16 protein-coding genes are annotated in these 16,975 nt (G+C 73.2%); 11 read left to right on the top strand and 5 right to left on the bottom strand.

The features are described from left to right. The first annotated feature begins 188 nt into the window (after positions 1–188). A complete protein-coding gene (locus tag ACFY04_RS00185) occupies positions 189–1,628 on the top strand; it encodes an alkaline phosphatase PhoX (RefSeq protein ID WP_389113406.1) in 1,440 nt (479 codons plus the stop codon). Positions 1,629–1,661: 33 nt separating this feature from the next. On the opposite strand, the gene ACFY04_RS00180 is transcribed toward ACFY04_RS00185, so the two are convergent. The 4 genes from ACFY04_RS00180 to ACFY04_RS00165 all read right to left on the bottom strand — a co-directional run bounded on the left by ACFY04_RS00180 (position 1,662) and on the right by ACFY04_RS00165 (position 5,091). Further along, on the bottom strand, positions 1,662–1,838 hold the full coding sequence (locus tag ACFY04_RS00180; protein WP_189735878.1) for a hypothetical protein: 177 nt from the start codon (positions 1,836–1,838) through the stop codon (positions 1,662–1,664). Positions 1,839–1,940: 102 nt separating this feature from the next. Then, entirely contained in the window at positions 1,941–3,185 is a 1,245-nt protein-coding gene (locus tag ACFY04_RS00175) for a TerD family protein (RefSeq protein WP_389113404.1), read from the bottom strand. Positions 3,186–3,255: 70 nt separating this feature from the next. Further along, positions 3,256–3,477: a hypothetical protein gene (locus tag ACFY04_RS00170; RefSeq protein ID WP_389113402.1), complete on the bottom strand. Its 222-nt coding sequence runs from the start codon at positions 3,475–3,477 to the stop codon at positions 3,256–3,258. 90 nt (positions 3,478–3,567) lie between these two features. After that, positions 3,568–5,091, bottom strand: coding sequence for an aldehyde dehydrogenase (NADP(+)) (locus ACFY04_RS00165; protein ID WP_389113400.1), 1,524 nt, complete (start codon positions 5,089–5,091; stop codon positions 3,568–3,570). Between the two features lie 127 nt (positions 5,092–5,218). Here ACFY04_RS00165 and ACFY04_RS00160 point away from each other — a divergent pair, with 127 nt between their 5' ends. The 10 genes from ACFY04_RS00160 (at position 5,219) to ACFY04_RS00115 (ending at position 15,458) form a co-directional block, all read left to right on the top strand. Further along, positions 5,219–6,001, top strand: a complete 783-nt coding sequence (locus tag ACFY04_RS00160) for an IclR family transcriptional regulator (protein WP_389113398.1) — start codon at positions 5,219–5,221, stop codon at positions 5,999–6,001. Between the two features lie 102 nt (positions 6,002–6,103). Beyond that, a complete protein-coding gene (locus ACFY04_RS00155; protein WP_389113396.1) occupies positions 6,104–7,096 on the top strand; it encodes a hypothetical protein in 993 nt (330 codons plus the stop codon). 5 nt (positions 7,097–7,101) lie between these two features. Further along, positions 7,102–8,370, top strand: coding sequence for a sensor histidine kinase (locus tag ACFY04_RS00150; protein ID WP_389113892.1), 1,269 nt, complete (start codon positions 7,102–7,104; stop codon positions 8,368–8,370). After that, positions 8,367–9,059: a response regulator gene (locus tag ACFY04_RS00145; RefSeq protein ID WP_389113394.1), complete on the top strand. Its 693-nt coding sequence runs from the start codon at positions 8,367–8,369 to the stop codon at positions 9,057–9,059. The genes ACFY04_RS00150 and ACFY04_RS00145 overlap by 4 nt, the downstream gene beginning before the upstream one ends. 62 nt (positions 9,060–9,121) lie before the next feature. After that, positions 9,122–10,570 (top strand): peptidoglycan D,D-transpeptidase FtsI family protein, encoded by a 1,449-nt coding sequence (locus tag ACFY04_RS00140; protein WP_389113392.1) that lies wholly within the window; start codon positions 9,122–9,124, stop codon positions 10,568–10,570. A gap of 63 nt (positions 10,571–10,633) precedes the next feature. After that, positions 10,634–11,134: a GNAT family N-acetyltransferase gene (locus tag ACFY04_RS00135; protein ID WP_389113390.1), complete on the top strand. Its 501-nt coding sequence runs from the start codon at positions 10,634–10,636 to the stop codon at positions 11,132–11,134. Between the two features lie 64 nt (positions 11,135–11,198). Beyond that, positions 11,199–11,906: a DsbA family oxidoreductase gene (locus ACFY04_RS00130; RefSeq protein WP_389113388.1), complete on the top strand. Its 708-nt coding sequence runs from the start codon at positions 11,199–11,201 to the stop codon at positions 11,904–11,906. 87 nt (positions 11,907–11,993) lie between these two features. Continuing rightward, positions 11,994–13,055 (top strand): aminotransferase class V-fold PLP-dependent enzyme, encoded by a 1,062-nt coding sequence (locus ACFY04_RS00125; RefSeq protein ID WP_389113386.1) that lies wholly within the window; start codon positions 11,994–11,996, stop codon positions 13,053–13,055. Between the two features lie 30 nt (positions 13,056–13,085). Beyond that, positions 13,086–14,225, top strand: a complete 1,140-nt coding sequence (locus tag ACFY04_RS00120) for an amidohydrolase family protein (RefSeq protein ID WP_389113384.1) — start codon at positions 13,086–13,088, stop codon at positions 14,223–14,225. A gap of 300 nt (positions 14,226–14,525) precedes the next feature. Beyond that, positions 14,526–15,458 (top strand): SCO1860 family LAETG-anchored protein, encoded by a 933-nt coding sequence (locus tag ACFY04_RS00115; RefSeq protein WP_389113382.1) that lies wholly within the window; start codon positions 14,526–14,528, stop codon positions 15,456–15,458. 183 nt (positions 15,459–15,641) lie between these two features. On the opposite strand, the gene ACFY04_RS00110 is transcribed toward ACFY04_RS00115, so the two are convergent. Next, positions 15,642–16,883, bottom strand: coding sequence for a CapA family protein (locus tag ACFY04_RS00110; RefSeq protein WP_389113380.1), 1,242 nt, complete (start codon positions 16,881–16,883; stop codon positions 15,642–15,644). Positions 16,884–16,975 lie beyond the last annotated feature (92 nt).

Here is a 16,975-nt window from a genome sequence, read left to right as displayed (position 1 = left end):
CCCGGGGCGGGTGTCCGGGAGGGGTGGTGACAATGCGCCGTTCCTGCGGCTGGAGTTGGCCATTCCGGGGCAGGGCAAGGGGTCGGTTCCTCTTGGTGGGTAGTTCAGCCGCCGTTCACGTGCGGGCGGGAGCGTGTGCGCCGACGACCGCACGACAGGCGCACCACCTCCCCACCCCTGGAGACCCGATGCCGCTCAGCCGTAGAGACTTCACCGCCCGTACCGTCATCGCAGGAGCGGGAGTCGCGCTCACCGGGACGGTCGGCGCCCTCGCCACCGCCCCCGGGGCGCTCGCCGCCGAGGACGGCACCGGTCGCGACGAGCACGGGCGGCCCTGCGAGCCCGGCTACGGCCCGCTCGTCCCCGACCCGGCCGGACTGCTGGCCCTGCCCGCCGGGTTCACCTACCGCGTCATCACGCACAGCGGGGTCACCAGGCTGGACTCCGGCGAGACCACCCCGTCCAACCACGACGGGACCGCCGCCTTCGAGGGCCACCGCGGGGTCACCCTCCTCGTCAACAACCACGAGCTCAAGGGCAAGCGGGAGAACTGGGCCCACCCCGTCCCGCTCACCGAGGGCCTCGTCTACGACCCGGCCGCGGCCGGCGGGTGCACGGTCGTCGAGGTCCGGCGCGGCGGCGAGGTCGCCGAATGGGTGGGCATCGCCGGCACGTCGACCAACTGTGCGGGCGGCGCCACCCCCTGGGGCACCTGGCTGACCTGCGAGGAGAACTCGGACCTGGCCGGCAAGAACGGTATGACGAAGGACCACGGCTACGTCTTCGAGGTCGACCCGCACGACCGGCGCGCCAACCGTGACCCGAAGCCGGTCAAGGCCTTCGGGCGTTACGACCACGAGGCCGTGGTCATCGACCCGCGCCAGGGCCACGCCTACCTGACCGAGGACGCCTCCGGCCCCAACGGGCTGCTCTACCGCTGGACCCCGCCCCGCGGTTTCCACCACGGGCGCGGCAGGCTCCGTACGCTCGCGGCCGACGCCGGCGTGCTCCAGGCCGCCAAGTGCATCGACAGCTCCGGCCGGTTCGTCGACGACTTCTCGCGCGCCACGAAGATCGGCACCGTGTACGGGGTCGACTGGGTGGACGTGCCCGACCGCGATGCCCGGACCGTACCGGTGCGCAAGCAGTTCGCGGACGGCGTGGTGACGCGCGGACGCAAGCTGGAGGGCATGTGGTGGGCGGACGGCGGCGCGTACTTCGTCTCGTCCTACGCCCGTGAGGAGAGCCCGGGCGCGGCCCACGACGGTCAGGTCTGGTTCTACGACCCCAAGCGGCGCACGGTCCGGCTCACCGTCCTCATCGGGATCAACGCGGACCCGTCGGCCGACGGCGGCTACGACGGCCCCGACAACATCACCGTGTCCCCGTACGGAGGCCTGATCATCGCGGAGGACGGCTCGGGGCTGCAGCACCTGTTCGGCGCGACCGCGTCGGGACGCACCTACCCGCTGGCGCGCAACGAGCTGAACAACGGATCGGCCGAGGCGCCGGAGTACTCCGAATTCACCGGTGTCTGCTTCTCCCCGGACGGGCGCACGCTGTACGCCAACATCCAGGACCCGGGCATCATGCTGGCCATCACCGGGCCGTGGCGGCGCGCGCACTGACCGTCGGCGGCGCCACGGCGTCGCACCTGCCGCCTACAGGGCCGGGGAAACCTCCGCGCGCGAGGCCTCGGCCCACTCGGCGAGCAGGAACTCATACGCCTCCGAGGGCCACTCGCCGTCCACCCGGGTCTCGACAAGGTGCCGTATCGCCTCGTTCGCCTCGGCGGCGGACGGGCGGGCGGGCCCCGCGGGGGTGAGTGTCTCGTGCATGGTTTCAAGGCTACGGGCGGGCACTGACAGCCACCCACGGATTACGCGTGGCATCCATCACCCGGGACGCGCACCGGTGGCCGCATGTGCCCGCCCACCTGCTCAGAGTGCCTGCGCGGCGGGCTTGACCATGCCGCGCACTGTGCGCGACTTCACAAAGTCGCCCAGGGCGGTCATCTCCCACTCGCCGGAGAACTGCTTGATCAGCTTGGCCATCATCACGCCGGTCTGGGGCTCGGCGCCCGTGAGGTCGAAGCGCACCAGCTCCTCGCCGCTCGCCGCGTCGATGAGCCGGCAGTAGGCCTTGGCCACCTCGGTGAACTTCTGGCCGGAGAAGGAGTTGACCGTGAACACCAGGCCGGTGGCGTCGGCGGGGATCCGGCCGAGGTCCACGACGATCACCTCGTCGTCGCCCGCACCCTCACCGGTGAGATTGTCACCGGAGTGCTTGATGGCACCGCCGAGGATGGACAGCTTGCCGAAGTAGCAGCTGTCGATGTGGTTGCGCTGGGGGCCGTACGCGATGACGGAGGCGTCGAGGTCGATGTCCTTGCCGCGGAAGGCCGGCTCCCAGCCCAGACCCATCTTGACCTGGGAGAGCAGCGGGCGGCCGCCCTTGACGAGGGAGACGGTCTGGTTCTTCTGGAGGCTGACCCGGCCCTTGTCGAGGTTGATCTTCCCGGCGCCGGGCGCGGGGGCCGCGGGTGCGGGGGGCGCCACGGGGGCGGCCGGGGCGGGAGCCGCGGGCGTGGTGGGGCCGCCGAGCCAGGGGGAGGCCGGGTACGAGACCGGCGGGGCCGGGGGTGCGGAAGGCGCCGGGGCCACGGCCTGGGGCGCCGCGGGCTCCTCGTCCACGGAGACCCCGAAGTCGGTGGCGATGCCCGCCAGACCGTTGGCGTACCCCTGGCCTACCGCGCGCACCTTCCACACGCCGCCGCGCTGGTAGACCTCGACGACGACGAGCGCGGTCTCGGTGCCCAGCCGCGGCGGGGTGAAGGAGGCGATCACCGCGCCGCCGTCGGCGTTGCGCACGGTGCCAGTGGGCTCGATGCCCTGGAAGGACTGCCCGGCGGCGTCGGGGCTGGCGGTGACCACGATCCGCTCGATGCCCTGGGGCAGGGCGGCCGTGTCCACGGTGATCGAGTCCGGTGCCGTACCCCCGCCGGACCGGTAGCTGACACCGGGCCCGGAGGGCTGGTTGAAGAAGATGAAGTCGGCGTCGGAGCGCACCTTGCCGTCCGCCGTCAGGAGCAGGGCCGATACGTCGAGCCGTACCGGCGCAGCCACGTCGACCGTCACGCGGACGGCATTGAGCGGCAGGTTGGATCCAGGGGTCATAGCGGTCATGCCCGGAGAACGACCGGAGGTGCTTTGCCGTTCCCTTACCCTCGCGGGATGTTTCGGGCCGTTCGGGTGGTCAGCGCTGATTGCGGGGGTGACCGCGGGCGACGCGCTCGTTGCCGAACTTGTACGAGCCGGTCCAGCGGGCCATCACGAGCTGAGCGTCGCCGGACCCCACCTCGGCCAGGAACTTCTCGGCGCGGCTCCCGCGCAGGGTGATCGCGGTGCGGCCCCGGTGGGTGATGACGACGGAGTCGTCCCGGTGGCGTTCGTAGGTGAACCCGTGCGGCTTCGGCATGCGGCGCAGCCTGCCGCGACGGACCAGGGGCGGGCAACGGGGTTTCCGGTGTCCCGGCGGGCGGCGGCGCCTGCCGGGACACCGGGACGCTCAGCCCCCGGTGACCTGACGCGGCAGCCCCAGCGGGTTGGCCTCGCGCAGCTCCGCCGGAAGGAGCGCGTCCGGCACGGACTGGTAGGCCACCGGACGCAGCCAGCGTTCGATCGCCGTGCCACCCACCGAGGTGGAGTGCGAGGTCGCGGCCGGGTACGGGCCGCCGTGGTGCTGGGCCGGGGCCACCGCGACCCCGGTCGGCCAGCCGTTGACCACGATCCGCCCCGCCAGCCCGGTGACCTGCCCGATCAAATCGGCGGCCGGTCCGGGCGCGCCCTCGGTCTCGGCGGCCGACAGCTGGAGGGTGGCGCTCAGGTTCCCGCCGAGGAGCCCGAGGACCGCGCTCGCCTCGCCCTGGTCGGCGTACCGCACGACGACGGTGACCGGGCCGAAGCACTCCTCCAGGAGCACGTCGTGTGCGCCGCCCTCCAGGAGGCTCCCGGCGCGCACGGTCAGGTAGCCCGCGCCGACGGTGTGCTCGCCGCCGGACCCGGGGGTCACGGGCGCGTCGACGCCGGGCAGCGCGGCCCGCTCGCGTACCCCGGAGACGAAGTTCTCCCGCATCCGGTGGTCGAGCAGCACCCCCGGCTCGGTCTCCCCGAGCGCCTTGGTGAGCTCGCCGGTGACCCGGTCGCCGTCCGCGCCCTCGGGGACCAGCACCAGGCCGGGCTTCACGCAGAACTGGCCGACGCCGAGGGTGACCGAGCCCGCGAGCCCGGCGCCGATCTCCTCGGCGCGCTCGGCGGCGGCGGCCGGGGTGACCACGACCGGGTTGAGGGATCCCAGTTCGCCGTGGAAGGGGATGGGTACGGGCCGGGCGGCGGCCGCGTCGAACAGGGCCCGCCCGCCCCGGATGGAACCGGTGAATCCGGCGGCCGCCACCAGCGGGTGGCGGATCAGATCCAGGCCGGAGTCGAACCCGTGGACCACGCTCACCACTTCGGCCGGAAGCCCGGTCGCGACCGCGGCCCGGCGCAGCAGCGAGGCGCACAGCTCGGAGGTGGCGGGGTGGTCGGGGTGCGCCTTGACGACCACCGGACAGCCGGCGGCGAGCGCGCTCGCGGTGTCCCCGCCGGGGACGGAGAAGGCGAGCGGGAAGTTGGAGGCGGCGTAGACCGCGACCACGCCCAGCGGGACCTTGTAGCGGCGCAGTTCGGGGCGCGGCGGGCTGAGGGAGGGGTCGGCGCGGTCGATCCGGATGTCCAGGTAGGCCCCGGCGTCCACGGCGTCGGCGAAGGCGCGCAGCTGGCCGGTGGTGCGGGCCAGTTCGCCGGTGAGGCGGCCCGGACCGAGCGCGGTCTCGGCGTCGGCGGCCTCGATCACGTGCACGGCGGCCTCGTCCAGCAGCGCGGCGGCGGCGCGCAGGAAGGCGGCGCGCACGGTGGCGTCGGCGAGCGGGCCACGGGCGGCGTGGGCGGCCCGTACGGCTTCGTCCACCTCGCCGGGTGTGGCCTCCACCGCAACCTGTTCGCGCTGCTTCCCGGTGCGGGGGTCCACACTCCAGACTGGTGTCGTTGTCATGGCCCACTGCCTCCTGGATCGTTCAGTATTCTGAACGCAGTTCCGGTGGATGAATGATCACATCTGCTGTGGACTCTATTTCCGCGTCCTCGGCGTGACAAGAGGCGACCAGAGGGGAAGCAGGCGTATGACGACGACCGAGCCGGGGATCCCTGCCCAGGCGGCGCCGGTCAAATCGGCGGTGCGGACCGTCCTGCTGCTGGAGCACTTCGCGGCGCGGCCGGGGCTGCACAGCCTGGCCGACATCCAGAGCGACCTCTCCCTGCCGAAGTCCAGCCTCTACATGCTGCTGCGGACGCTGGTGAACCTGGGGTGGGTGGAGACGGACGCGACGGGCACCCGGTACGGCATCGGCGTACGGGCCCTGCTGGTCGGCAGTTCGTACATCGACGGGGACGAGGTGGTCGCCGCGGCCCGGCCCACCCTGGACCGGCTCTCCGACGACACGACGGAGACCATCCACCTGGCCCGGCTGGACGGGACGAGCGTGGTCTACCTCGCCACCCGGCAGTCCCAGCACTACCTGCGCCCCTTCACCCGGGTCGGGCGGCGGCTGCCCGTGCACTCGACCGCGCTGGGCAAGGCCCTGCTGGCCACGCACACGGACCAGGAGGTACGGGGGCTGCTGCCGCGGCGGCTGGAGGCGGTCACCGAGCACACGGTCACCGACCGGGAGCAGCTCATCGAGGAGCTGGCTCTGGTGCGGGAGCAGGGGTACGCGGTGGACCGGGAGGAGAACACGCTCGGGCTGCGCTGCTTCGGGGTGGCCGTGCCGTACCGGACGCCGGCGCGGGACGCGGTGAGCTGCTCGGTGCCGGTGGCCCGGCTGACGGGGGAGCACGAGCAGGTCATCAAGGCGGCGCTGTTCGAGGCGCGGGACCGGCTGTCGGTGGTGACGCGCCGCATGTGACATGCGGCGCAGGCGGGGCGGGCGTTGTACTCCCCCGCGTGGGGGAGGCGGTTCCCCTTCAAGGGGGAGGTGGCGGGGCCGCGCGGGCGCGACCGTAGAGCCATGAACACGCGAGAGACGCACCCGAGTGACCTGACGGAAGTGAAGCGGCCGTCGCCCTCCCGCCCGGGGAGCGGGCGGCGGATCCTGCGGGCGGTGGCCCTGACCGCCACCGTGCCGTATCTGGGGCTCAAGACGGTCTGGCTGTGCGGGAGTCACCTCGGGATACCCGAGGGCAGCGTGCTGCGGGAGCCGGGCCCGTTCTTCAACGCGGCCAATGCCGTCACGCTGGCCATGGACGCCTGCGTGATCCTGCTGGTGCTGGTGCTCACCAGGCCCTGGGGCATACGGGTACCCGGCCCGCTGCTGACCGTTCCGGTGTTCGTGGCCACCGGGCTGCTGACCCCGATCCTCCTCGGCTTCCCGGGCCAACTGCTCGTACGGGCCATCGGCTTCGGGACGGACCCGGCGGTGGAGGCGGCACGGAAACCCTTCCTGGACCCGTGGGTGTTCCACGTCGTCTACACCGGATTCACGGTCCAAGGACTCGCCCTGGCCGCTCTGTTCGTGCCCTATGCGCGGGAGCGCTGGGGACGGGCCTGGCGGGGCGTGACGGGGGAGCGGCTGCCGTCGTCCACGGGGGTGGCGGCGGCAGCCGCGGCGGCCGTCGGCCTGGCGGTCGCGGGGGTGCTGGTGTACTGGGCCTTCGGAGGCGCCGCCGGTCTGGGCGCCGAGCGGGCGGCCGCGTACTCGGCGGACACGGCCGTGGTGTCGGCGGTCCACGCGATGTGCGCGCTCGCCGCCGGAGCGGGAGCCCTGCTGCTGGCCCGTGGCGGGACGCTGCGGGCACGGTGGCCGCTGGGCCTCGCCTGGACCGGCGGGGCGGCCATGCTGAGCTGGGGGGCATGGATGACGGTCGCCGCGCTGGGACCGCAGCTGGACGGGGGCGAAGGGCCTCCCGCCACAACGCTGTTGATCTACGCTGGTCAGATGATCACCGGATTGCTCACCGGCACCGTCCTCATACGGTTCCTCGCCACCCGCCGCCCCGGGTGAGCCGGCTGCCGGTGGCGCGGGCCCGGTGGCGCTGGGTACACCTGATCCTCGGCGGCGCCCTGCTCATGCCGTACTTCCTGCTCACGCAGGTGGTGGTCGGTGTCGTCGCGGGCGGGGTCAACGCGCTCAACTCCGCCCCGCTCACTTTCCTCGCCTACGCCGCCTCCCTGCCCCTCGTCGCCGTCACGGCGCTGGTCGGGCCGGTCCGGCCGATGTCGGTGGCCGCCGTCCGGGCCATGTGCGAGGTGCCGGGGGAGCGGTTGGCCGACGGTCCGGCCACGTCCTGGGCCGCCCGGGGGCGGGCCTCGGCCTGGTGGACCCTGCACCTGGGGACCGGCGCGCTGATCAGCGGAATGACCCTCGCGGTGCCGCCCATGGCGGTCATGCTGATCGCGGTGCCGGTCGTGGGACGGCTGCGGGACGTCCGGCTGGGGTACGGCTGGTTCTCCACGGCCGCCGACCCGTACATCGCCCCCCTGGTCGGGATCGGGCTGCTGGCCGGGCTCACCCTGTGCGCGGTCGGGGCGGGGAAGCTGCTGGCCAGGATGGCGCCCGTACTGCTCGGGCCCACGGCGGCGGACCGGCTGGCCGCGGCCGAGGAACGGGCCGCCGACCTGGCCGTGCGCAACCGGCTGGCCCGGGAGCTGCACGACGCGGTCGGGCACGCCCTGAGCGCCGTCACCCTCCAGGCGGCCGCCGCCCGGCGGATGCTGGAGCGCGACCCCGGCTTCGTACGGGAGGCGCTGGCCGCGATCGAGGACACCACGCGGCGGACGGTGGGCGAGCTCGACGCCGTACTGGGCCTGCTGCGGGACGGGGACCCGGCCCGGCCGGACGCCGCGCCCGCGCCCACCCTCGCCGCCGACCTCGACGGACTGCTGGCCCGCACCCGGGCCGCCGGCACCACCGTCACCGCGCACCAGGACCCCGGACCCGCCGGGGACTGGGCCGCCCTCCCGGCGATCGCCTCCCGCGAGGCGTACCGGATCGTCCAGGAAGGCCTCACCAACGCCCTGCGGCACGGCGCGGGCCCGGTGGATCTGCGGATCCGCGTCCAGGCCGGCCCCGACACCGCACACCGTGAACTGGAGATCACCATGACCAACCCGCCGGCGGCCCCCGCCGAGGACCGGGAGACCCGTACCACCGGGGGCCGCGGACTGCGCGGCGCCACGGAACGCGCCGCACTGCTCGGCGGCAGCGTCGAGGCCGGCCCGCACGGCGACCGGTGGCGGCTGCGGGCCGTCCTCCCGCTCGCCGGAGAAGCCCGATGACCGCCGCGCCCCCGCCCGCCCCCGCGCCGCGGCCGCCGCTGCGCATCGTGCTCTGCGACGACGAGCGGATGGTCCGCACCGCGCTGCGGGTCATCCTGGAGGCCGAAACCGACCTGGAGGTCGTCGGTGAGGCGGCCACCGGGGCCGAGGCGGTTCCGCTGGTCCGCTCACTGGCCCCCGACGTGGTGCTCATGGACGTCCGGATGCCCGAGATCGACGGCATCCGGGCCACCCAGCAGATCCTCGCCACCATGGCCGAGCCGCCCCGGATCGTGGTCGTCACCACCTTCGAGAACGACGCCTACGTCTACGACGCGCTGCGCGCGGGAGCCGCCGGCTTCCTCCTCAAGCGGGCCGACCCCGACGAGCTGATCGGCGCGGTCCGGCTCGTCGCCCGCGGCGACTCGCTGCTCTTCCCGGCCGCCGTCCGCTCCCTCGCCGCCGCCCATACGGCCGGTGCCCCGCCCGCCGGCGCGCCCTGGGTGGCCCGGCTCACCGAGCGCGAGGCCGACGTCCTGCGTCTGATGGCCACCGGGCTGTCCAACCACGAGATGAGCGAGCGCCTCGGCGTCGGGCCGCAGACCGTCAAGACCCACGTCGCCGCGGTCCTCACCAAGACGGGCTCCCGCGACCGCACCCAGGCGGTCATCGCGGCCTACGAGGGAGGCTTCATCATGAAGAAAGGCTGAGAACCCCGCCACAATCGGGGCAGAGCGGAACGGCTGGGGCCGCAGGGACGTCCTTTTGGGGGATGAACAAGACGATCAGGCGTGCGTCGGTCTTCTGTCTGCTTCTGGTGCTGGCCCTGCTGGTCCGCGTCACCTGGGTGCAGGCGTACCAAGGCCAGGCCCTCGCAGACGACAAGCACAACCGCCGGAATCTCATCGGGCAGTACGAGAACCCGCTGGGCAACATCATCGTGGGCGGGGAGGCGATCACCGGCTCGGTGAAGACGGGCGGCAAGGACTTCGCCTACAAGCGGACGTACGTCGACGGGCCCCTCTACGCACCGGTCACGGGCTACAGCTCCCAGGCCTACGGCACCACCATGCTGGAGGGCATCTACAAGAACGTCCTCAACGGCTCCGACAGCCGGCTGAAGACGGTGATGGACATGCTCACCAACAAGCGGGCCGCCCCCGGCAACGTCCTGACCACCATCGACAAGGACGTCCAGAAGGCCGCCTACGACGCGCTCCAGGGCAAGCAGGGCGCGGCCGTGGCCATGGACCCGAAGACCGGCGAGATCCTCGCCGTGGTGAACAACCCCTCCTTCGACCCGGGCAGCATCGCCGGCGCCAACGACAAGGAGGCGTGGACCGAGCTCTCCGCCGACCAGGGCAAGGCCATGGAGAACGTGGCGCTGCGCAAGCCCCAGGCACCCGGCTCCACCTTCAAGCTGGTCACCCTCGCCGCGGCGATCGAGAACGGCCTCGTCACCGACCTCGACCGGCAGACCGGGATCGCCGACCCGTACACGATCCCCGGCACCCGCACCCCGCTGCCCAGCGAGGCGGGCTCCGCGGCCTGCAACAACGTCTCGGTGCGCACCGCCCTGAAGCTGTCCTGCAACAACGTCTTCGCCGAGCTCGCCTCCAAGCTGGGCCAGGACAAGATGCGGGCGACGGCCGAGAAGCTCGGTTTCAACGTGCAGATCGACACCCCGGTCCGCACCAACCCGCCCAGCAAGTACCCGTCGAAGAAGATGTCGGTCGACCAGGTCGCGCAGACGGGTATCGGCCAGTTCGACGTGCAGGCCACCCCGCTCCAGATGGCGATGGTGACGGCCGCGATCGAGAACGGCGGCAAGCTCGTCGCCCCGCACCTGGTCTCCGAGGTCACCGACGCGGGCGGCAACGTGCTGGAGAGTTTCAAGGACCCGAAGTCCCGGCAGGTCATGGGGGAGAAGACCGCCTCGATGATCCGCGACGCCATGCGCACGGTCGCCTCCGAGGGCGGCGGCAAGCCGGCCCAGGTGTCCGGCGCCGAGGTCGGCGGCAAGACCGGTACCGCCCAGCGCGGTGTCAACAACAGCCTCGCACCGCTGGCCTGGTTCACCTCGTACGGCAAGTCGAACGGCAAGCAGATCGCGGTGGCCGTGGTGATCGAGAACTCCGACACCGACCGCTCCGAGATCGGTGGCGGGAAGCTGGCCGCGCCGATCGCCCAGAAGATGATGGAGGTGTGGCTGAAGAAGTAGCCACGAAGGCCGCGCGGCCGGCGCGCCGGGAACCGTCGAGGCTCCCGGCGCGTTCCCACTCCCGTGATCAGAGCCGCGCACCCCGCCGACCTCCCCGCGATCGCCGCCCTGCACGCCCGGGCCCGTGCCACCTACTACCAGGGCCACATCCCCGAGCAGGCCTACCTGGGCGACGCCGAGCTCCAGCGGACCCGCGAGGGCTGGTCGCGGGCCATGGCCCGGGAAGCGGCCGAGGGCGAGGTGCTCTGCGCCGAGCAGGACGGCGAGCTGACCGGGGTCGCCGCGTTCCGCACGCGGGACGGCGAGACCACCCTCACCCAGCTCCACGTCGACCCCGTCCACTGGCGCCGCGGCACCGGGGCCGCCCTGCACGCCGCCTGCCTGGACGCCTGGCGGCGGGCCGGAATCCGCCGGGTGCGCCTGGAGGTCTACGAGCACAACCTCCGCGCCCAGGCCTTCTACGCCGCCCAGGGCTGGCTCGCGGACGCGTCGGCCCCCCGCTCGGGCACCCACCGCACCCTCTGGCTGCAGGTGGGCCAGGTGCCGGCCCCGTCCGGGGAATGAGACGGGGCGGTGAATGGTTGAACGACAAACCGTTTCCCCCCTGAACCCGGAGAGAAGAAGGATCATGCGCGTCGAAATCTGGAGCGACATCGCCTGTCCCTGGTGCTACATCGGAAAGGCCCGTTTCACCAAGGGGCTGGCCGAGTTCGCGCACCGCGACGAGGTGGAGGTCGTCTTCCGGTCCTTCGAGCTCGACCCGGGCGGGGCGAAGGGCGTCACCGCTCCCGTCGTGGAGATGCTCGCCAAGAAGTACGGCCGCACCCTCGACGAGGCGCGCGGCATGGAGGAGCACGTCGCCGCCAGCGCCCGCGCCGAGGGGCTCACGTACCGGACCGAGGGCCGCGACCACGGCAACACCTTCGACATCCACCGGCTGCTGCACCTGGCCGCCGCCCGCGGCCGCCAGGAGGAGCTGCTCGACCTCGCCTACCGGGCCAACTTCGCCGAGGAGCGCTCCGTCTTCGACCCCGAGGTGCTGATCGCGCTCGCCGTCGAGGCCGGACTGGACGAGGCCGAGGCACGCACCGTCCTCGCCGACGGCTCCGCCTACGCCGACGAGGTCCGGGCCGACGAGCGCGAGGCCGCCGAGCTGGGCGCGAACGCCGTACCGTTCTTCGTCCTCGACCGCCGCTACGGGATCTCCGGCGGACAGCCGGCCGAGGTGTTCACCCGGGCCCTGGAGCAGGCGTGGGCCGGGCGCGAGGTCGAGGAACCGGCCGCGGCCGCCGAGGCCTGCGAGCCCGACGGCGCGTGCGCGGTCCCCCAGGGATAAGGATCACCCGGGGAGACTTGGGGGACTCGGGCGACTCGGGGGACCCGGCGATGGACTGCGGGCCGTTCCTGGCGCAGAGTTGACGGTATGGATCTCCCGCTCCCCGAAGCGACCCGTGCCGAGTTCGCCCACTCCACCACCTACCTCAACACCGCCAAGTGCGGGGTCGTCCCGCGTTCCGCCGTCGCGGCCGTACGGGAGCTGGCCGAGGCGGCGGGGGCCGGGCTCCCCACCGGCTTCGGTGACTTCGACCGCGTGAACGGGGCCCGGGCGGCCTTCGCCCGCCTGGTCGGGGTGGACACCGACCGGGTGTCCACCGGCTCGGCCGTCTCCACCCACGTCGGCCTCGTCGCCGCCTCACTCCCGCCCGGCGCCGAAGTGCTGTGCCCCGAGGGTGAGTTCTCCTCCGTGATCAACCCCTTCGTGGCGCGCGGCGACCTCAAGGTGCGCTTCGCCCCGCTCGAATCCGTCGCCGAGGCCGTGGGCCCCGGCACCGCCCTGGTCTCGCTGAGCGTCGTGCAGTCCGCGGACGGCCGCAAGGCGGACCTGGCGGCGGTGCGCGCCGCGGCGACCGCGCACGGGGCCCGGATGCTCGTGGACGCGACCCAGGCGGTCGGCTGGCTCCCGTTCGACGCCTCGCCGTACGAGTACACGGTCGCCGCCGGGTTCAAATGGCTGCTCGGCGTGCGCGGAGCCTCGTACCTGACGGTGTCGGCGGAGGCCCAGGACACGCTGACCCCGCTGCACGCCGGATGGGTTCCGGCGGTGGCCGAGGGGGACGCCACCTACGGGCCGATGGCGGAACTCGCCCACGGGGCGCGGCGGTTCGACGAGTCCCCGGCCTTCCTCGCCTACCACGCGTCCGAGTCCGCGCTGGCCCTGCTGGAGCGGATCGGCATCGAGGCCGTCCACGCCCACGACACCGCCCTGGCCGCCCGCTACCGGGCCGGGATCGCGCGCCTGGGCCACGAGCCCGTCCCCGGCGACTCCGCCATCGTCTCCGTGCCGGGCCTCGTCGACCGGCAGCCGGCCCTGGAGGCGGCCGGCATCGTCACATCGGCCCGCGCCGGCCTCCTGCGGGCCTCGTTCCACCTCTACAACACGGAGGCGGACGTGGACCGGCTGCTGGACGCCCTCTCCGCCTCCTGAAGCGGCAGGGCCCGTGCGTACAGTGCCGCCATGAGCGGTGTGAGCGGTGTGAGCGGTGTGAGCCATGCAGGCGGTGCGAACGACGTGCGCGACGTGCTGCACGTCAAGGGGCGGGTGCTGGTCGGGCCCGACGAGGTGCGCGACGAGCTGTGGGTGGTCGGCGGGCGGATCTCCTACGAGTGCCCGCGCGGCGCCCGCGAGGTCACCACGGTGACCGGCTGGGCCCTGCCCGGGCTGGTCGACGCACACTGCCACGTGGGCCTGGACGCCCACGGCCCGGTCGACGCCGCGACCGCCGAGCGCCAGGCCCTCACCGACCGCGACGCCGGCACCCTCCTCATCCGGGACGCCGGTTCGCCCTCCGACACCCGCTGGATCGACGACCGCGAGGACCTGCCGAAGATCATCCGGGCGGGGCGGCACATCGCGCGCACCCGCCGCTACATCCGCAACTACGCCCACGAGATCGAACCCGCCGACCTCGTCGAGTACGTCGGCCGTGAGGCGCTGCGCGGCGACGGCTGGGTCAAACTCGTCGGCGACTGGATCGACCGCGAGGCCGGGGACCTCGCGGCCTGCTGGCCGCGCGCTGAGGTCGAGGCGGCCATCGCCGAGGCGCACCGGCTGGGCGCCCGCGTCACGGCGCACTGCTTCGCCGAGGACTCGCTGCGCGACCTGGTCGAGGCGGGCATCGACTGCATCGAACACGCCACCGGCCTCACCGAGGACACCATCCCGCTGTTCGCGGAGCGCGGGGTCGCGATCGTCCCGACGCTCGTGAACATCGCGAACTTCCCGAAGATGGCGGCGGGCGGCGAGGCGAAGTTCCCGCACTGGTCGGCGCACATGCGACGGCTCCACGAACGGCGCTACGACACCGTCCGCGCCGCCTACGACGCGGGCATCGAGGTCTTCGTCGGCACCGACGCGGGCGGCTCCCTGCCGCACGGACTGGTCGCGGGGGAGGTCGCGGAGCTGGTCAAGGCCGGTATCCCACCGATCGACGCCCTCTCCGCGACGGCCTGGGCGGCCCGCGAGTGGCTCGGCAGGCCGGGACTGACCGAGGGGGCACCCGCCGACCTCGTGGTGTACTCCGCCGACCCGCGGGCCGACGTACGCGTGCTGGCGCGGCCGCTGCGGGTCGTCGTGAACGGCAGGGTCAGGGCCTGAACCGTGCGGCCGTGCGGCCGTGCGAGCGGCGCCCGGTTGACGTCGCGTGACATCTGCGGCCCGTCGGTCGTTGAGGATGACCGCTCGGGCCGGGTGTCCGCGAAAGGAGAAGACTCGCGCTCTTCATGAGGCGTAATGATTCGAATATGCACCCGGAAACCACCCTTTGGGGTGAACTCGCGTCAGGTTGCCCCCCGTTCACCCACAGTGCGTAAAGATTCCGGGGTCGAGTCCGTCGGCGCCCGCGATGTCCCCCATCGGCGGCGCGACGGCACCCAACTCCCCGGGGGTTCCACCACCGTGAACAGCCATACCTTCCGCATGCCCGCGGCCGTCCTCCTCGCCACGGGGGCCGTGGCCCTGCTCACCGCTCCGCCCGCCTTCGCCACGGGAGGGGGCGCGGCCGGGGGTGAGGGCAAGGCGGGCGCCGTCGTCCTGCGCGCCGGACTGGACGTGGGCCTGCTCAACAAGGCCGTGAACCTCCCGCTGAAGACGACCCTCAACGAGGTCAGTGCCCCGGCGACGGCCGAGAAGACCGCGCTGACCGTCACCCTGGACGGGGTCGAGGGGAACGATCCGATCAGTGTGCTGCGCGCCGAAGCGGCCACCTCCAAGGCGACCGCCGACAAGACCCGGGCCGAGGCGGAGGCCAACCTCGCCAACGCCTCCGTCCACGTGCCCGGACTGCCGCTGCTCTCCCTCATCGAGGTGGAGAACGTCACCTCCAAGGCCGTCTGCGAGGCGGGCAGGAAGCCGGTGGCGAGCGCGAACGCCCTAGGGAAGGTGACGGCGCTCGGCAAGAAGGTCACCCTGTCGGCGGGCGGCCCCACCAAGGTCGAGGTCCCCGGAGTGGGCCGGATCGACCTGGAGCTGTCCGGTACGGAGACCACCTCCACCACGGCGGCCGCGGCCGCGCTCCGCCTGAAGGTGGCGGTGAACCCGCTGAACCTGAACGTGGCGAAGGTAGACGGCGAGATCGTGCTCGCCGAGGCGCACTGCGAGTCCCCGAGGGGCGCGGCGCCGACGCCGAACCCGCCCGCGGACCCGGACATCAAGCCCCAGGTGGCGACGGGGACCGGCTCCCGTTCCGCCACGTCCGGCGGCACCACCGGCGCCAACCTCGCCGAGACCGGCGGCGGTTCACTGACTCCCTACGTCGCAGGCGGGGCCCTGGCCCTGCTCGCCATCGGCGGGGGCGCGCTCCTGGTCACCCGGCGGGGCAGGTCCTCGTAGGGCGGCCGGGAGCCCCGGGCCGCCGCCCGGCGTGCCCGCCCCGAAGAGCGCACGGAGGGGAGCGCTCAACGGGTACCGGGCGAGGACGGGCGGCGTGTCCGGTGACTCATGGGTCGGCGGGCCCGGTGGCCTGCGGGCCCCGGTGGCCACCGGGCTCGGCGGCGGGTTCGGCGGGTGACGTGCTCAGCCGGTGGCGTGTTCCAGTCCCTGTCCGCCCGCGCCACGGGACATCACGGCCTCGGTGACCTGCTGGTCGATCCGCGCGTACTCGCTCCGCTTCGCGGCCGCGAGCGAGCTGTCCGAGGCCGCGCAGGAGGCGCAGACGACGCGGAACGGCGGCCCCATGTCCGAGTACTGCGTGAGGTATTCGGCCTTCACCACCTCCCAGCGGCCCGGATGGCCCGCCGACGGGGAGAAGGTGAAGCGGGGGACCGAGGACTGGTTGCCGCGCAGTTTGTCGGCCGGTACGAAGCTGGCGACCTGGTCGCCCATCCCGAAGACCACCCAGGTGCCGTTGATCTTCTCGTAGGGCTGCGGCACGTGGTTGTGCGTGCCGATGATCAGATCGATGTCGGGAAGCCCGTCGGCCGAACGGGAGGCGGTCAGCGCCTGCGCCAGCGCCTTCTGCTGTTCGTCCGGCGCGGTCTGCCACTCGGTACCCCAGTGGACGCTGAGCACCACCACGTTCGCGCCCCCCGCCCGGGCGGCCCGGGCGTCGGCGATGATCCGGTCCTTGTCGATCAGGTTGACGGCCCACGGCTTGTCCTGGGGAAGCGGGATGCCGTTCGTGCCGTACGTGTAGGAGAGCTGGGCGACCTTCGCGCCGCCCGCCGCGAGCAGCGCCGGGGCCTTGGCCTCCTCCGCGCTACGGGCCGAGCCGACGTGCGGGATGCCGACCCGGTCGAGGTGCTCCAGGGTGCGGGCGAGGCCCTCGTAGCCGTCGTCCAGGGTGTGGTTCGAGGCGGTGGAACAGCTGTCGTACCCGGCGTCCTTGAGGGCGTCCGCCAACTGGTGCGGGGCCTTGAAGGTGGGATAGCCGGTGTAGGGGCCGCCGGGACGTCCGTACGGTATCTCGTGGTGGCATATCGCCAGGTCGGCGGCGGAGACCAGGGGTTTGACCCCGGCGAGTATCTTCCGGAAGTCGTACTCCCCGGCCTTGCCCGCGTCGTCCGCCGACCGCTGGACGATCGACGGGTACGGGATGATGTCGCCGGTCGCCACCAGCGTGAACGGCTTCCCCGGGGCGGCGGGCTGTGGAGCGTCCGGCTTCCCCCGAGCCGGCTCGCCCTGCCCGGGATCGCCCTGGAGCCGCTGCTCAGCGGCGGGCGCGGCGCCGCTGTCGAGCAGCCGTGGCACGGCGTAGATCCCGCCGCCCACGACCGCGAGCGCGGCCAGCGCCGTGCCCGTCCTGGCGTATGCCTTCATTCCCGACCCCCGATGTCATGCACTGATGACCGATGCGGGGATCCTCACCCGGCCCCGCCCCCGCGGCCATCGTAGGGGGCCGAACGGGTGAC

Source organism: Streptomyces sp. NPDC001549, from assembly GCF_042894025.1.
Taxonomy (GTDB): domain Bacteria; phylum Actinomycetota; class Actinomycetes; order Streptomycetales; family Streptomycetaceae; genus Streptomyces; species Streptomyces kutzneri.
This window is presented reverse-complemented; position numbering and strand designations above follow the sequence as displayed.

Coding starts and splice junctions, on each gene's coding strand:
- ACFY04_RS00185 (WP_389113406.1), top strand. CDS start 189: ATGCCGCTCAGCCGTAGAGACTTCACCGCCCGTACCGTCATCGCAGGA.
- ACFY04_RS00180 (WP_189735878.1), bottom strand. CDS start 1,838: ATGCACGAGACACTCACCCCCGCGGGGCCCGCCCGCCCGTCCGCCGCC.
- ACFY04_RS00175 (WP_389113404.1), bottom strand. CDS start 3,185: ATGACCGCTATGACCCCTGGATCCAACCTGCCGCTCAATGCCGTCCGC.
- ACFY04_RS00170 (WP_389113402.1), bottom strand. CDS start 3,477: ATGCCGAAGCCGCACGGGTTCACCTACGAACGCCACCGGGACGACTCC.
- ACFY04_RS00165 (WP_389113400.1), bottom strand. CDS start 5,091: ATGACAACGACACCAGTCTGGAGTGTGGACCCCCGCACCGGGAAGCAG.
- ACFY04_RS00160 (WP_389113398.1), top strand. CDS start 5,219: ATGACGACGACCGAGCCGGGGATCCCTGCCCAGGCGGCGCCGGTCAAA.
- ACFY04_RS00155 (WP_389113396.1), top strand. CDS start 6,104: ATGAACACGCGAGAGACGCACCCGAGTGACCTGACGGAAGTGAAGCGG.
- ACFY04_RS00145 (WP_389113394.1), top strand. CDS start 8,367: ATGACCGCCGCGCCCCCGCCCGCCCCCGCGCCGCGGCCGCCGCTGCGC.
- ACFY04_RS00140 (WP_389113392.1), top strand. CDS start 9,122: ATGAACAAGACGATCAGGCGTGCGTCGGTCTTCTGTCTGCTTCTGGTG.
- ACFY04_RS00130 (WP_389113388.1), top strand. CDS start 11,199: ATGCGCGTCGAAATCTGGAGCGACATCGCCTGTCCCTGGTGCTACATC.
- ACFY04_RS00125 (WP_389113386.1), top strand. CDS start 11,994: ATGGATCTCCCGCTCCCCGAAGCGACCCGTGCCGAGTTCGCCCACTCC.
- ACFY04_RS00120 (WP_389113384.1), top strand. CDS start 13,086: ATGAGCGGTGTGAGCGGTGTGAGCGGTGTGAGCCATGCAGGCGGTGCG.
- ACFY04_RS00110 (WP_389113380.1), bottom strand. CDS start 16,883: ATGAAGGCATACGCCAGGACGGGCACGGCGCTGGCCGCGCTCGCGGTC.